General features: G+C 72.2%; 11 protein-coding genes, 2 tRNA genes and 1 other RNA gene. 8 read left to right on the forward strand and 6 right to left on the reverse strand.

Features of this window, described 5'->3' with window-relative positions; translation table 11 throughout:
* The first annotated feature begins 23 nt into the window (after nt 1-23).
* Entirely contained in the window at nt 24-2,051 is a 2,028-nt protein-coding gene (locus SMIR_RS19430) for a copper resistance CopC/CopD family protein (protein WP_168501147.1), read from the forward strand.
* Nucleotides 2,052-2,069: 18 nt separating this feature from the next.
* Here the strand turns inward: SMIR_RS19430 and SMIR_RS19435 are convergent, their stop codons facing one another.
* The 4 genes from SMIR_RS19435 to SMIR_RS19450 all read right to left on the reverse strand — a co-directional run bounded on the left by SMIR_RS19435 (nt 2,070) and on the right by SMIR_RS19450 (nt 5,368).
* A complete protein-coding gene (locus SMIR_RS19435; RefSeq protein WP_168493249.1) occupies nt 2,070-3,173 on the reverse strand; it encodes a CU044_5270 family protein in 1,104 nt (367 codons plus the stop codon).
* Complete coding sequence (locus tag SMIR_RS19440; protein ID WP_075031388.1) at nt 3,170-3,826, reverse strand: RNA polymerase sigma factor; 657 nt, start codon at nt 3,824-3,826, stop codon at nt 3,170-3,172. The genes SMIR_RS19435 and SMIR_RS19440 overlap by 4 nt, the downstream gene beginning before the upstream one ends.
* 79 nt (nt 3,827-3,905) lie before the next feature.
* On the reverse strand, nt 3,906-4,814 hold the full coding sequence (locus SMIR_RS19445) for a phosphorothioated DNA-binding restriction endonuclease (protein WP_168493247.1): 909 nt from the start codon (nt 4,812-4,814) through the stop codon (nt 3,906-3,908).
* 68 nt (nt 4,815-4,882) lie between these two features.
* Nucleotides 4,883-5,368, reverse strand: a complete 486-nt coding sequence (locus SMIR_RS19450; RefSeq protein ID WP_248003668.1) for a GtrA family protein — start codon at nt 5,366-5,368, stop codon at nt 4,883-4,885.
* Nucleotides 5,369-5,820: 452 nt separating this feature from the next.
* On the opposite strand from SMIR_RS19450, the gene SMIR_RS19455 reads away from it, so the two are divergent.
* Nucleotides 5,821-6,489 carry a hypothetical protein gene (locus tag SMIR_RS19455; RefSeq protein WP_168493245.1) on the forward strand — a complete coding sequence of 223 codons (669 nt, stop codon included), beginning with the start codon at nt 5,821-5,823 and terminating at the stop codon, nt 6,487-6,489.
* A 112-nt stretch (nt 6,490-6,601) separates the two neighbouring features.
* Here the strand turns inward: SMIR_RS19455 and SMIR_RS19460 are convergent.
* Nucleotides 6,602-6,689: transfer RNA gene (locus SMIR_RS19460), tRNA-Ser, on the reverse strand.
* Nucleotides 6,690-6,760: 71 nt separating this feature from the next.
* On the opposite strand from SMIR_RS19460, the gene ffs reads away from it, so the two are divergent.
* The 6 genes from ffs to SMIR_RS19490 all read left to right on the forward strand — a co-directional run bounded on the left by ffs (nt 6,761) and on the right by SMIR_RS19490 (nt 15,560).
* Nucleotides 6,761-6,859: signal recognition particle sRNA small type (ffs, locus tag SMIR_RS19465), an RNA gene on the forward strand.
* 94 nt (nt 6,860-6,953) lie between these two features.
* Nucleotides 6,954-9,272: a DNA polymerase III subunit gamma and tau gene (locus SMIR_RS19470; protein ID WP_168493243.1), complete on the forward strand. Its 2,319-nt coding sequence runs from the start codon at nt 6,954-6,956 to the stop codon at nt 9,270-9,272.
* A gap of 98 nt (nt 9,273-9,370) precedes the next feature.
* Complete coding sequence (purD, locus tag SMIR_RS19475; protein WP_168493241.1) at nt 9,371-10,648, forward strand: phosphoribosylamine--glycine ligase; 1,278 nt, start codon at nt 9,371-9,373, stop codon at nt 10,646-10,648.
* Nucleotides 10,649-10,977: 329 nt separating this feature from the next.
* Nucleotides 10,978-12,810, forward strand: coding sequence for a M48 family metalloprotease (locus tag SMIR_RS19480; protein ID WP_168501145.1), 1,833 nt, complete (start codon nt 10,978-10,980; stop codon nt 12,808-12,810).
* A gap of 186 nt (nt 12,811-12,996) precedes the next feature.
* Entirely contained in the window at nt 12,997-14,550 is a 1,554-nt protein-coding gene (locus SMIR_RS19485; RefSeq protein ID WP_168493239.1) for a N,N-dimethylformamidase beta subunit family domain-containing protein, read from the forward strand.
* 110 nt (nt 14,551-14,660) lie between these two features.
* The gene (locus SMIR_RS19490) at nt 14,661-15,560 is read left to right on the forward strand and encodes a phosphoribosylaminoimidazolesuccinocarboxamide synthase (protein WP_168493237.1); all 900 of its coding nucleotides are present in this window, start codon (nt 14,661-14,663) and stop codon (nt 15,558-15,560) included.
* A gap of 61 nt (nt 15,561-15,621) precedes the next feature.
* Here SMIR_RS19490 and SMIR_RS19495 read toward each other — a convergent pair.
* A tRNA-Gly gene (locus SMIR_RS19495) sits at nt 15,622-15,694 on the reverse strand.
* Nucleotides 15,695-15,705: the final 11 nt, after the last annotated feature.

Raw genomic sequence — 15,705 nt, forward strand, 5'->3', positions numbered from 1 at the left:
CGTACGTATCCGTGACTCTGGAAATGCGGAGCCCGCGCAGGCCTGTGCGGACGCCGCGGAGACGACGGAGACGGCGTGTGGGCGTACGCGGAGGCGGACAGCGGGACCGACGGCGGATCGCCCAAGGGCTCGCGCTGCTGGGCACGGTGCTGGTCCTGCTGCTCTTCGGCGGTGTCGGCGGCGCGTCCGCCCACGCCGCGCTGACCGGCACCGATCCGCAGGACGGCAGCGTGCTGAAGACGGCGCCCACCGAGGTGACGCTGTCCTTCAGCGAGTCCATCGGGCTCCTCGACGACTCCTTCCGCGTGCTCGACCCGGACAACCGGCGCGTGCACACCGGGGATCCGGGGCATGCGGGCGACCGCTCCGACACCGCCCGTGTGACCCTGCCGAAGGGCCTGGGCACGGGCACCTTCACGGTGGCCTGGCGGGTCGTCTCGGCCGACAGCCACCCGGTCTCCGGCGCCTTCACCTTCTCCATCGGCAAACCCTCCGCGACCGCCCCGCCCGTTCCCGTGGACCCCTCCGGGAACACCGTCGCGGGCACGCTCTACGACGCCGCCCGCTACTTGGCGTACGGCGGTCTGGCCCTCCTCATCGGCGCGGCCACCTTCGTCCTGGTCTGCGGGTTCCCGGGCCCGGTGCGGCGACTGCTCCTCACCGGCTGGTGGATCCTGGCCGGGTCCACCGTCGCGCTGCTGCTCCTGCGCGGACCCTACGAGCGCGGCAGCGGCCCGGCGGACGCCTTCGACCCGTCCGTCCTCAGCGAGACCCTGACCAGCAGGCCGGGACTGGCCCTGCTGGCGCGGCTGGTGCTGCTCGGGGCGGCGGTGTTCTATCCGGTGCGCGAGCAGGCGCGGGGGCGGCTCGTCCTCGCGCTCGGCGGGCTGCTCACCGTCTCCCTCGCCGTCACCTGGGCCGTCGCCGAGCACGCGTCCGCCGGGATCCAGGTCCCCGTGGCGATGGTCTCCTCCGTACTGCACCTGCTGTCCATGGCGGTCTGGCTGGGCGGCCTCGCGGCCCTGCTCACCGCGCTGTACCGGTCGGCCGAGCCGCTCCCCGCGGCCGTCGTCAACCGCTTCTCCCGCCTCGCCCTCGCCTCGGTCACCGTCCTGGTCGTCACCGGCGTCTACCAGTCCTGGCGCGGCCTCGGCTCCTGGGACGCGCTGACCTCCACCTCGTACGGCCGGCTCCTGCTCGCCAAGCTGGTGGCGGTGCTGGTGCTGCTGGCGGGGGCGGGGGCCTCGCGGCGCTGGACCGGGCGGCTGATGCTCGCGGCGGAGGAGGCACGGACAGCGGCGGCGGTGCTGGTGGAGGAACGGGTGCCGCAGACGGTGGGGGCCTCGGCCGTCCCCGCCGACGTACGGGTCGGGAGGGCGGACGGCCCCTCGGACGGTGGCCCCTCGGACGGCAGTGCATCGGGCGACGGTGCATCGGGCGACGGTGCATCGGACGACGGCGCACCGGATCCGGATCACGAGCCCTCGGACGAGGCCTGCGAAAAGAGCTCGGGCAAGATCTCCGACAAGGTCTCGGGCACGGCCTCCGACGAGGCCGACCCGTACCGGCGGGCGTTGCGCCGTTCGGTGCTGGTCGAGGTCCTCGTCGGCATCGTCGTGCTGGTGATCACCACCCTGCTCACCGGTACCCAGCCGGGCCGCGCGGCCACCGAGGCCGCGGCGGCCTCCGCCACCGCGGCCGCCGGGGAGACCACGGCCTCGACGACGACGATCCCGTTCGACGTCGGCACGAAGGGCGGACACGGCAAGGTGCAGATCGAACTGACACCGAGCCGGGTGGGCGAGAACTCCGTGCAGGCCGTGATCTACGGCCCCGACGGCGGCTTCGCCACCGTGCCCGAACTGCGCCTCACCTTCACTCTGGAATCCCAGCAGATCGGCCCGATCGACGCCGAGCTGACGGACAAGGGCGGCTACTGGGCCGCGGACGGCGTCACCCTCCCGGTGGGCGGCACCTGGACCATGAAGGTCACCGTCCGCACCACCGACATCGACCAGGTCACGGTGTCGAAGACCGTGAAGATCAGCTGACGGGACCACCGCGTCGGCTCACGGGGTCTGCTTCATGCCGTCGACGACGGCCCGGGTGATGATGGCGTTGGTGAAGGTCACCGTGCCGGGCATGATCAGAGCGTCCTCGCCGGTGCTCGCAGTCACCTTGACCGAGCGGTCGCCCAGGAAGACATGGGTCTTCTTGTCGAAGATCCACTCTTCGCGTTCGCCGCTGGTCTCGTCCAGCCGGGCCACCGCTATCCCGTGCCGGCCCACCGCGTCCACCGCGTCGTTCACCACGACGACTCCGGGGATCTTTGCGGCGGCCTTGAACAGGGCCGAGTACAGCTCCACCGGCGGGTAGCTCTCGACGAGCAGGTCGCCGATGGTGGTGAACGCCTCCTGGTCGGGTGAGTTGCCGTGGCCCTTGGTCTCCTTGTAGATCTTGGCCAGGATCTTGTCGGGGTCGGTGGTCAGCTTGGCCAGGTAGTCGTACGTGGGGTGGTTCAGGCCGCCGACCGGGGTGTTGCCCTGTTCGTCGGGCAGGCTCAGGGTCTCGCCCTCGGAGCTGTCGTTGACGGCCGGGTCGATCAGCCAGCCCTTGGTGCCGTCGGAGGACATCCAGACCTGGCGGCGGTGCAGCGCGTGACTGGCGAGGCTGCTCTTGTCGTCGACGGTCTTCACGAACGAGTCGGCCGATTTGGACTCTATGTAGACGTACTGGCCGGGCTTGACGGCCGGGTGGCTTCCCCCGGTCTCGGCCGCCGCCAGTGAGATCTGGCCCAGCAACTGGGGGACGCCCTTGGAGGTCGCGACACCGATGTGGGTGGTGAGGGCGGGTCCGGTGGCGACACCGCCGTCCCTGACCCCGCCGGCGTCGTTCATCGCCACTCCGGCGACGACCGTACCGGCCAGGGCGGCGGCCAGAGCGGGCAGCGTGATCGCCGGGCGCGGCAGCCGCAACCGTCGGGTCCGCGCCGGGGCCACCGCCTCGGCGGCCGCCGTGCGCTCTTCCTGCTGGATCTGGTGAATCTGGGCCATCAGGCGCTCCTTGTGGAACTGGTGACGGCCCGCCGGGAGATCGCGCGCCGTGCGTGACAGGAGCTGCTGGGCGCTCTCGTCCCGCTCGGCCGGACTCTGCCGGGGCGTGTTCTCGTTCATCGGTTTCCTTCCTGTGCGGGCCGGATCACTTGGGTGCGATCGCCTGTTATCTGTCGGTCGAGGCGGCTGCCTTCCCGTCTTCCGCGAACTTTTTTCAGCGGCGGTCCGGGTTCTTGGCGCGCCGGTCCGGGGTCGGTGAGGGTGCGCAGCTTCTTGCGGGCGCGGGAGAGCCGGGAGGCGACCGTGCCGACCGGAATCCCCAGCGCCTCCGCCGCGGCCTCGTAGTCCAGGCCCTCCCCCAGGCAGAGCGCGATGACCTCGCGCTCCGGGGGCCGCAGCTTCGCGAGGGCGGCGAGGGCGGTCGCGAGACGGCGCCGGTCGTCGACCTGCCCGGCCACGTCCTCGGCGTGGTCGGGCACCGACAGCTCGGCCGCGGCGGCGGCCTGGGCCGCCTGCCGGTAACGCCGGTTGCTCCGGTACTGGTTGCGCGCGGTGTTGGTGGCGATGCCCAGCAGCCAGGGGCGCAGCGAGCCGCCCTCGGGGTCGACCCGGTCGCGCAGCCGCCATGCCTCCAGGAAGGTCGCGGCCATCACGTCCTCGGCCGTCGACCAGTCGGCGGTCAGCCGGAAGGCATGGTTGTAGACCGCGCGCGCATAACTGTCGAAGAGCTCCGCGAAGGCGCTCGATTCCCCGGCCCGTACCCGGGTACGCATATCAATGCTCACCCCTATGAGCTGTCCGGCACCCCACACCGACTTCCCGTGACCTGCGTCACACCCCGTCGTGTGCGGTTCAGGCCGGCGCGGCAAGGCGCGGAGCTCCGTGGAACACCTGTCGGGTGTGCCAGGTCCGGTGGCGCGCCGCGACGGGCGCGGTGCCCGGCTGGGGGCCGGTCAGCGGACGGCCCGCCAGCGCGATGACATGGTCGCGGGCCGCCGGGCTCCGCCCGACGAAGCGCTGCGACACCAGGATGCGGTGCCCGTCCCCGATGCCGAGGACGCCTTTGTCGAACAGCTTGTGGTGCAGCGAGCACAGGCACAGGCCGTTGTCGATGTCGTCCGGCCCGTCGAACGCCCACCAGCGCACATGCGCGGCCTCCAGCCCGACCGGCACCGCCCCGATCCGGCCGTCGTACCCACAGAACGCGCATTGGTACTCGTACGCCGTCAGGACCAGCTCCCGCATCCGCGGGTCACGCCGGCGCCGGTCCCGAGGCCCCGCGCCCGGCAGGGGCGCCGACCCCTCCGGCTCCCACTCCAGGCCCACGGCCTCGCACAGTTCGTCGTGGAGCGAGGGCGGGAAGTGCAGGTCGAGCAGGATCCGGGCCATCCGGCCGAGGAGCGCGGGCTCGCGGCGCAACGCCGCCCGCAGCTCCGGCGCCAGCCGTCCCGCCGCGCCCGTCGACCGCAGTTCCCGCACCCCGCTGCCGGGGCTGCCGGGCCCGCGATCGGTCCGCACCTCCCACACCCCGTCGCCGACCAGGTGGTGGAAGGGGTACGCCGGTGTCGTCCGGTTGGCGGGACCGTACTCGGCCAGCAGCCGCTTCAGGTCGTCCTCGACCGCGCTGTAGCGCAACTCGCCGTCGGCGTCCCGCTGGAACCGGCCGAGGGCGTAGAGGAGGAGCAGGGGCTTGTGCGGGGCGCGGACCCCGTTGCCGGCCCACTGCCTCAGCTTCGCCGCGCGCTCCAGCCAGTCCTCCATGACGGGTGATCGTACGGGTGCGGCCAACGCGGTCGCGGTCACCCTCCGACTCTCCGGGCCGGCGGGGCCTAGGCCCAGGCCAGGGCCCGGTGCGGCCGGCGTGCCGGGCTGTTCATCCGTACCGGTTCCGTGGCCCTGGTCCGTCCGCCGGCGAAGACGTAGAGGCGCAGGAGGAGGAAGCGTCCGATGCCGGCGAGGCCGGAAGCGCTGAGGTAGACGATCTGTTCGGTGAGCATGCTCGGAGAGGTCTGGAGGGTGTGCAGGACGAGGATGGCGACGGAGGTGACGGCGTAGGCGGCCGCGGCTGATCCTGCGGACTGGCAGTGCTGGCGCCATCCGGCGTGCTTCCCGCTTCCGAAGGTGAAGCGTGCGTGCAGCTCGGTGCAGAGGACGGTCGACGCGACGGTGACGACCGCGTTGGCCACCGCCCAGGTCATCAGTCCGGCGACGAGGGGGACGGCGAAGCTGGAGAGGACGCCGATGCCGCCGCCGCAGAGGACGAACCGGGCGAAGGAGGCGAGCGGACCGGGGGCTGCCGGGGCCGCCGGTATCAGGCGGGCGTCGTAGACGACGGTCCCGGTCGGCTCCGCACCCCGCACCGTGGACGCCGTGTTCGCCCCCGTCTCCGCCCCCATGTCCGTGCCCGTCTCCGTGCCCGTCTCCGTCTCCGGCTTCGACGAGAGCAGCGCGTTCATGGGGGCTTTCCTTCCGGACGGGGGGAGCTGTGAACCTCTGGGACCAGCTGGGTTCAACGATGCCGTCGTCCGCGCGCCGAAACGATGAGGTGTACTCCCGAACCGGGGGTGTAGCCAGCTGTACCCCGCCCCGGGGGAGAGCTACCGGCGACCCGTCCGGACGCGGCAGTCAACCCGCCCGGTGCGCAACCTGAGTTCCCAGGCTGAACACTGTGAGTCACGGCTGAGCTCTTTGCCGCCTCCCGGGACCGGGCACAGAGTGGGCGAGAACCCTCTGTTCCTCCATCCCCCACCCCCACTCGGGAGCTCCCGTGTCCTTACGCGACGTCCATCCCTGCGACCCGGCCCCCACGGCCCTCGCCCGTCGCGGCTTCCTCGGCCGTACGGCCGGTGCCGCCGTCGGGTTCTTCCTGGTCGGCTCCTGCGGGGACCAGTCACCGGCGTTCAGGTCGAAGCGGTACACCATCGACAAGGACAAGAAGTGGTCCCAGGTCGATGCCCAGGACGCCGGCTGGCTGCTTCTCACGGTGCAGGGCGAGCGGCTGGGCGCCGAGGTCGTCCGGGTCAGCGAGACCATCAAGACCTCCGACGGCGGTTCGGGCTCGACGGTGCGCCTGCTCACCGACACCGTCACGGTCAACACGATGGCGATGGGACACCCGACGGGACCGACGAAGACGTACGACTTCACCCCGAACGGCACGGCCGACGTGCCGGTCTGGATCCTCCAGGTCGGGAACGGCGTGTTCGTGGGGGTGGAACCGGAGCTGTCCACCGACACCGCGCTGGCCGTCAAGAAGCACTCGCCGTTCCCGCACACCGCCGTCATGTCGATGCTCGAAGGCGGCTCGAAGAACATGGCCGAGGCACAGAGCTACGCGCGGATCACGTACGAGGCGATGGACTCGTCGTACGCCCAGGGCTCGGCCGAGACGGTCGCGGCGAGGATCGGCACCATGCTGCACTCCCTGCGCGACTGACCCCGCCTGCCGTCTGCCCCGTCGGACAGTGCCGACCAGAACCGGGACGGACAACGTCGAAGGGCCCCACCGCGAACGGTGGGGCCCTTCGACATCGTGCCCGGTGAGGCACTGGCGGAGGATACGAGATTCGAACTCGTGAGGGGTTGCCCCCAACACGCTTTCCAAGCGTGCGCCCTAGGCCTCTAGGCGAATCCTCCGCGGCAAACAATACAAGACGTTGAGGAGTGCTCGCGAACTCGTTCCCCCCTCCCGGATCAGGTACTCTGTGCGGAGCCCCTCACGTGGCGCTATCTGACTGAACTCCCCCAGGGCCGGAAGGCAGCAAGGGTAGGTTGGCTCTGGCGGGTGCGTGGGGGGCGCTTGCGTTCGCGGGGCGGGATGCGGCACGGGGGTCCGGCCGCCGGGGCCCGGGGCTCGGTGAGCGGTCCTTGTTGTCAGTGGGCGCCTATAACCTCGTATGTGTGTCGTCTCTCGCGCTGTACCGCCGTTATCGCCCGGAGTCGTTCGCCGAGGTCATCGGGCAGGAGCATGTCACCGACCCGTTGCAGCAGGCGCTGCGGAACAACCGGGTCAATCACGCGTACCTGTTCAGCGGTCCGCGCGGGTGCGGGAAGACGACCAGTGCGCGGATTCTGGCCCGGTGTCTGAACTGTGAGCAGGGGCCGACGCCGACTCCTTGCGGGGAGTGCCAGTCCTGCAGGGACCTCGCGCGCAACGGGCCGGGGTCGATCGACGTCATCGAGATCGACGCCGCCTCGCACGGTGGTGTCGACGACGCTCGTGACCTGCGGGAAAAGGCCTTCTTCGGGCCTGCGAGCAGTCGATACAAGATCTACATCATCGACGAGGCCCACATGGTCACCCCGGCGGGCTTCAACGCCCTGCTGAAGGTGGTCGAGGAGCCGCCCGAGCACCTCAAGTTCATCTTCGCCACGACCGAGCCCGAGAAGGTCATCGGGACGATTCGGTCGCGGACCCATCACTATCCGTTCCGGCTCGTGCCGCCGGGGACCCTGCGGGGATACCTGGGCGAGGTCTGCGGGCGTGAGGGCATTCCCGTCGAGGACGGCGTGCTGCCGCTGGTCGTGCGGGCCGGCGCCGGTTCCGTGCGTGACTCCATGTCCGTCATGGATCAGCTCCTCGCGGGGGCGAGCACCGACGGTGTGACGTACGCCATGGCCACCTCGCTGCTGGGGTACACGGACGGGTCGTTGCTGGACTCCGTGGTCGAGGCGTTCGCCGCGGGCGACGGCGCCGCGGCCTTCGAGATCGTGGACCGCGTCATCGAGGGGGGCAACGATCCCCGGAGGTTCGTCGCGGACCTGCTGGAGCGGCTGCGCGATCTGGTGATCCTGGCCGCCGTTCCCGACGCCGCCGAGAAGGGGCTCATCGACGCCCCGTCGGATGTCGTCGAGCGCATGCAGGCCCAGGCCGGGGTCTTCGGCGCCGCCGAGCTGAGCCGCGCCGCCGATCTCGTCAACGAGGGGCTGACGGAGATGCGCGGCGCCACCTCGCCGCGACTCCAGCTAGAGCTCATCTGCGCGCGCGTGCTCCTGCCCGCGGCGTACGGGGACGAGCGATCCGTCATGGCCCGTCTGGACCGTATCGAGCGCGGGGTGAACTTCTCCGGTGCCGGCGCGGGCGCCCCCACCATGGGGTACGTACCCGGCCCCGAAGTGCATGGAGGGGCTCCGGCGGGCGCTCCGATGGTTTCGCCGGGCGGCGGGGTCGCCGCGGCCCGGGCCGCCGTGCGGGCGACGGGGCCCGGCGGGCAGGGAGCGGCGAACGAGGGGTACGGGGCCGGTGGTGCGGGGGGTGCCGGCGGGGTTGCCGCGGCACCGGGTGCTGGGGCTGCTCCTGCCTCGGCCCCGGCACCCGCTCCGGGTCCCGCGGCTGCCGGGGCCTCGCCCGCGGCTGCTCCGGCTGCCGCTACGGCTCCGCCCGCGTCCCCGTCCGGAGCCGCGCCCGGCGCCTGGCCCACTGCGACGGCCGTGGGCAGCGGTCGGCGTCCGGGCGGCTGGCCGACCGCGACACCCGCGGGCGGGGGACAGGCCCCCGCCGCCCCCAGCGCACCCGCACCCGCTGCCGCGCCGACGGTGTCCACCCCCGGCCCGGGCCCCGGCCCCGCCTCCGCGCCGGCCTCCGCCGCCGGAGGCGTCGACCCCCGCATGCTCTGGCCGAACATCCTGGAGGCCGTGAAGAACCGCCGCCGCTTCACCTGGATCCTGCTCAGCCAGAACGCGCAGGTCACCGGTTATGACGGCACGACCCTGCAGATCGGCTTCGTCAACGCGGGTGCGCGCGACAACTTCGCGAGCAGCGGCAGCGAGGAAGTCCTGAAGCAGGCGCTGTCCGAACAGTTCAACGTGCAGTGGAAGATCGAGGCGATCGTCGACACCTCCGGTGGCTCGGCACCGCCACCGATGTCGGCCTCCGGCCCTGGTCCCGGGTTCGGCGGCGGCAGCAGCGGCGGCTACGGCGCTGGTGGTGGCAGCGGTTACGGCGGAGCTCCGGCCGGCTCACGCCCCGCCCCCCAGCAGCCCCCGGCCCCGGCTCCGCGCCCCGCCGCGCCGCAGGGCCCGCCCGCGGGCCAGGCCTCGGCCGCGCCCGCCTCGACGCCCGCCCCACCTCCCGCCGCCTACGAGCCGCCTCCGGTGGCCCCCGAGGACGACATCCCCGAGGACGACGACCCCGACCTCGACGAGTCCGCCCTCTCGGGCCACGACCTGATCGTCCGCGAACTGGGCGCGACGGTGGTGGAGGAGTTCTCCAACGAGTGAACACCCGAGCCTCTCTCGGAGGATCGCACCAACTCTCCCCACCCCCCGCTTCGGAAGCCCCCACAAAGGCACCCGGCCCCGACGGATAGGCTGACCCCGTGAAGGTCCTCGTCATCGGTAGTGGCGCCCGCGAACACGCCCTGTGCCGTTCCCTGTCCCTCGACCCCGACGTCACCGCCCTGCACTGCGCCCCCGGGAACGCAGGCATCGCGGAGACGGCCGAGCTGCACCCGGTCGACGCCCTCGACGGCGCCGCCGTGGCCGCGCTGGCCACGGAGCTCGGCGCCGAGCTGGTGATCGTGGGCCCGGAGGCGCCGCTCGTCGCCGGGGTCGCCGACGCCGTGCGCGCGGCGGGCATCCCCTGCTTCGGCCCCTCCGAGGAGGCCGCGCAGCTGGAAGGCTCCAAGGCCTTCGCCAAGGATGTGATGGCGGGGGCGGGCGTCCCCACGGCACGTTCGTATGTCTGCACGACGCCCGAGGAGGTCGACGAGGCGCTCGACGCCTTCGGCGCCCCGTACGTCGTGAAGGACGACGGACTCGCGGCCGGCAAGGGTGTCGTCGTGACCGACGACCTGGAGAAGGCCCGCGCGCACGCCATCGCCTGCGACCGCGTCGTCATCGAGGAGTTCCTCGACGGCCCCGAGGTCTCCCTCTTCGCGATCACCGACGGCGAGACGGTCGTCCCGCTCCAGCCCGCCCAGGACTTCAAGCGCGCGCTGGACGGCGACGAGGGACCGAACACCGGCGGCATGGGTGCGTACTCGCCCCTCCCGTGGGCGGACCCGAAGCTGGTCGAGGAGGTCATGGAGACCGTCCTCCAGCCGACCGTCGACGAGCTGCGCCGCCGCGGCACCCCGTTCTCCGGCCTTCTCTACGCGGGTCTGGCGATCACGAGCCGCGGTGTACGGGTGATCGAGTTCAACGCCCGTTTCGGCGACCCGGAGACCCAGGTGGTCCTGGCCCGGCTGAAGACCCCGCTCGCGGGCGTCCTGTTCGCCGCCGCCGAGGGCACCCTCGCCGATCTGGCGCCGCTGCGCTGGAGCGACGACGCGGCGGTCACCGTGGTCGTGGCCTCCCACAACTACCCCGACACCCCGCGCACGGGCGACCCGATCACCGGGCTCGACGAGGTGGCGGCGCTGGACGCCCCGCACGCGTACGTCCTGCACGCAGGGACGAAGCACGACGGCGGCGCGGTCGTCAGCGCGGGCGGCCGGGTGCTCTCCGTCACGGCGACCGGCACCGACCTCACCGAGGCCCGCGCCCGCGCGTACGCGGCGGTCGCCCGCATCGGTCTCGACGGTTCGCAGCACCGTACGGACATCGCGGCAAAGGCGGCGGCGGACGCCACGACCGACGCCACGACCGAGGCGTAGAGCCCCTGACGGAGGCGTAGCCCCCACCCCCGCACGCGCCACCAGGCCCCGGATTCTGTACGGAATCCGGGGCCTGATCCTTGCCCACGGTCATCCACCTTTCCCCAAAGCCATTCCATCGAGTGAGCGATGCCCCATCCGGCTGACGGGGGCCGAGGCCCCAACTAGGGTGCGGCGAAAGCGTTCCGGCACTTGGCCCACCGGCATTGCGATGTCGGTGGTGGGTGCCACAGTGGGGGAGTGAGCAACACCAGGGCATCCTTCGGCGCGGGCTGCGAGACAGCCCGGGCCGGGCCGACAGCAGGGGGTGACATCCGGTCGTGACCGGTATGGGTGTGGAGGTGGGCGCGCAGGCCGCGCGCTCCCGGGCGCTCGCCGTGCTGCGTATCCGCAGCAGGGCGCTGGCCGTCGCCCTGCTGCCCGCGGCCGTCGCCGTCGTGCTGCTCGTCGGCGGCTCGACCGGGCACATCACCGGCGGAAGCTGGCCCGTCACTCGCTGGATCGTGACGGTCCTCGCCGCCCTCGTGCTGCTCGCCGCCGCGGGCATCGCGCTCGTCGTCGCCCGCGCGCGGCCCGCCGTGAGTCCCACGGTCCCGATCGCGGAGGCGTCCGCTCCCGACCTCTACCGCCTGGTCCGGGACCTAGCCGACCGCCTCGACGTCCCGCCGCCCTCGGCGATAGCGCTGACCCCGGACTGCGACAGCTGGCTGGAGGACCGCACCCACCCCGCGCACGGGCCGCCGCCACCCGAGCACCGCGACGAAATAGCGGGGGCACGAGGGGTAGGAGGCGGAGCCGGGCGTTCCCGTCGGGCCCCCGCGGCTCCGGTCCTCGTCATCGGCTCGCCCTTCCTGTGGTGGATGCGGGTCGGGGAGCTGCGTGCGGTCCTCGCCCCGGTCGTCGCCGGTACGGGCCCTTCGGCGCACCCCGACATAGCCGCGGCCCGCCGTTTCGTAAGGGGTCTGGACGCGGCCGTGGCCGTGACCTCCGAGCCGGCCCGCGGCCCCCTGGTCCGCACGGTCCTCGCCGGTGTCGGCTGGGTGACCCGCCTGCTGCTGCGCAGCTGTCGGGGTCATGCGGCCGAGATGGAACGGGGAGTGGCCGCTGCGGCGGCCGAGCGTGCACAGGCTGTGGACTACGGTCTGCGGATCGTCGCCCAGGAACAGGTCGGCCTGGCGTACGCGGGCTGGGACCGGCTGCTGACCAGGGTCGCGCTGCCCGCCTGGCGGATGGGCCGCTGGCCGTCCCGGCTGGACGCGGGTGTCGTCGCGGCCCTCACCGAGCTGTCGCGCCGTGACCGGCTGGCCGAGGGCTTCGCCTCCCGCCTCGGCGAACGTCCCGCCTGCGACCTGCTCGAAGAGCCCGGCTCCGTGGACGAGGCGGCCTCGCTCCTCGCCGCGCGCCTCTTCCACGGCGGGCCCGCGGAGCCCGGGCCCGACTGGGCGCCGGTGGACTGGCAGGAGTATCCGGACGAGGTGGTCGACCGCACCTGGCGCACCGAAGCGGCCCGGCTGCACCGGGTGCTGGACGCACTGGGCGTCCGCCACCCCACGGATCCGACCCAGCCCGACCAGGGCGGTCCGACACTGGCACGCGTGCTCGACCATCTGACCGCGCCGGCCACGCCGGCCACGGACGACGCCGGCCTCTCCATCGATCGGCGCGAGGCGTACGAGGAGAGGGGCACGGGCGTGAACGAGGTCGAGGTCGAGGAGGAGGTCGGGGAGGACGGCGAGCCCGTGCTCGGGAGCGAGCGGACGGCGGCGCTCGCGGCCGGGCTCAGCGCGGAGCTGGCCCGTGAGGAGGCGGCGGCGCCGGCCGTCGCGTCCGGGCCGAGCGGGGGCGCGGAGCAGCCGGGCCCCGACTGGTCGTTCTGGGACGACGGGATGCTGCCGCTCTTTCCGCTCCAGCCGCCGCGCAGTGGGCGTGAGCTGTTGGCCGACCATGTCACCGCGATGGTCTGTTGTGCGGCGATGGACACCGCCGGGGCGGCGCCGGGACTCGACTGGCTCGACGGACCCGCCCTTCTCGTCGACGGGGTGCGGGCCGCGGATCTGGGGCCGCGGATCCTGACCCTCGTCGAGGACGGTGACCCGGAGCCTCTCCGCGACTGGCTCCGCCACCTGGGCGTCCGCCCCGAGAAACCGGTCCGCCTGGTCTGACGCCGCCACCACCGTCCCTGCTCCCAGCCGCCCGTATCCGCCTCCAGGATCGGAGGACCGCGTTCCGTTCACGTCAATTCGCGACGAACGGTGACGGAGTGCGTGCGTAATGTGATGTGCTGGGACCGATCGCGCGCAGGGCAGAGGCTTACAGAACCGACGGGGGCACGAGGGAGGGGAGCAGGCATGGGGTCGGAGCAGATCCGCCGCTGGGAGTCGGGCGCACTCGCGCACGCCGTGACGGACCCCTTCGGCCAGGGCCCCGTTCCCTGGCTCAGGGGCGACGAGCAGTACTTCGACGACACCGGTCATGTCGTCCCGTGGTACATCGATCACATTGATCATGTCGATCAGACAGGTCGGGCCGGTCAGGCCGGTCAGTCCGGGGGCCCCGGCGGCTCCGCCACCCTCCAGGGCTCCCGCAGGCCCCCCATCCCCCACCCCCGCGCCGGCGGTCCCCGCTCGGCCGACGACGTGCACCGCCAGATCAAGGGCTTCGCCTCCAACGGAGCGGCCGCGCCGGGCGAGGCCATCGATTTCCACGTCACCGTCGACCCGCCCCAGGAATTCAGCGTCGACATCTACCGCATCGGGCACTACGGAGGCGACGGGGCCAGCAAGATCACCACCAGCCCCCGCCTGTCGGGCATCGTCCAGCCGCCACCCCTCACCGCCGACAGAACCGTCTCCTGTCATCACTGGTGGCTCTCCTGGCGGTTGCAGATCCCGAGCTACTGGAACATCGGCGCGTACGTGGCCGTACTCACCACCGCCGACGGCTACCGCTCCCACATCCCCTTCACCGTCCGCGACAACCACCCCGCGGACCTTCTCCTCCTGCTCCCGGACATCACCTGGCAGGCGTACAACCTCTATCCGGAGGACGGGCACACCGGTGCCAGCCTCTACCACGCCTGGGACGAGAACGGCCGTCTGCTGGGCGAGTCCGAGGCCGCGACGACGGTCTCCTTCGACCGCCCGTACGCCGGTGCGGGCCTCCCCCTCCACGTCGGCCACGCCTACGACTTCATCCGCTGGGCCGAGCGCTACGGCTACGACATCGCCTACGCCGACGCCCGCGACCTGCACGCCGGCCGCGTCGACCCCACCCGTTACCGCGGCCTGGTCTTCCCGGGGCACGACGAGTACTGGTCGTCGGCCATGCGCCGCACCGTGGAACTCGCCCGCGAAAGCGGCACCTCCCTGGTCTTCCTCTCCGCCAACACCATGTACTGGCAGGTGGAGTTGGCCCCGTCCCCGTCCGGCGTCGCCGACCGTCTGCTGACCTGCCGCAAACGCAGAGGCCCGGGAAGGCCGGCGCTGTGGCGCGAGATCGACCGTCCTGAGCAGCAGCTCATCGGCATCCAGTACGCGGGCAGGGTCCCGGAACCCCACCCCCTGGTCGTGCGCAACGCCGACCACTGGCTGTGGGAGGCGACCGGCGCACAGGACGGCGACGAACTCGACTGCATGGTCGCGGGCGAGGCCGACCGCTACTTCCCGCGCACCCCGCTGCCCGAACACCAGGGCCGCATCCTCCTCGCCCACTCCCCGTACCAGGACAGCGAGGGCGTCACCCGCCACCAGGAGACCTCCCTCTACCGAGCCCCCTCCGGCGCCCTGGTCTTCGCGGCCGGGACGTTCGCCTGGTCCCCGGCCCTGGACCGGCCCGGCCACGTCGACGCCCGTATCCAGCGAGCCACCGCGAACCTCCTGGACCGCATCTGCAAACGCGACTGAGAACGCGCACCCCGCACGACCACCACGGGCCCCCGCCCACCCCCCTGGCCAAAGCCGCTCCCCGAATACGGGAGAATCGAGCCACTTGGACAGAACCACGGGGAGGAACCGTGTCCGGATTCGTCGAAAAGCCCGAGCCCCTCCAGGTCCCGGGTCTGGTGCATCTGCACACCGGCAAGGTGCGCGACCTGTACCAGAACGAGGCGGGCGACCTCGTGATGATCGCCAGTGACCGCATGTCCGCCTACGACTGGGTGCTGCCCACCGAGATCCCCGACAAGGGCCGGGTCCTCACCCAGCTCTCGCTGTGGTGGTTCGACAAGCTGGCCGACCTGGTCCCCAACCATGTGCTGAGCACCGAGCTCCCGCCGGGCGCCCCCGCAGACTGGGAGGGCCGCACCCTCATCTGCAAGTCCCTGCGGATGACGCCGGTCGAGTGTGTCGCGCGCGGCTATCTCACCGGCTCGGGCCTCGTCGAGTACGTCGAGTCCCGCACGGTCTGCGGCCTCGCCCTCCCCGAGGGCCTCGTCGACGGCTCGGAACTCCCCGCGCCGATCTTCACCCCCGCCACCAAGGCCGCGGTCGGCGAGCACGACGAGAACGTGTCGTACGAGGAGGTCGCCCGCCAGGTCGGCGCCGAGACGGCGGCCCAGCTGCGTCAGACGACCCTCGCCGTCTACGGCCGCGCCCGTGACATCGCGCGCGAGCGCGGGATCATCCTCGCGGACACCAAGTTCGAGTTCGGCTACGAGGGCGAGACGCTCGTCCTCGCCGACGAGGTGCTGACCCCGGACTCCTCCCGCTTCTGGCCCGCCGACGAGTGGGAGCCGGGCCACGCCCAGCCGTCCTTCGACAAGCAGTTCGTCCGCGACTGGCTGACGTCTCCCGAGTCGGGCTGGGACCGCAAGAGCGAGCAGCCCCCGCCGCCGCTGCCGCAGCACATCGTGGACGCGACCAGCGCCAAGTACATCGAGGCGTACGAGCGCCTGACCGGCATCGGCTGGAGCTGAGGACGCGAAGGAGCACACGAAGAAGCCCCCGACCCTGAAGGGCCGGGGGCTTCTTTCTCCGAGCGGACGACCAGGTTCGAACTGGCGACCTCAACCTTGGCAAGGTTGCGCTCTACCAACTGAGCTACGTCCGCATGCGCTGTGG

Source organism: Streptomyces mirabilis (genome assembly GCF_018310535.1).
Taxonomy (GTDB): domain Bacteria; phylum Actinomycetota; class Actinomycetes; order Streptomycetales; family Streptomycetaceae; genus Streptomyces.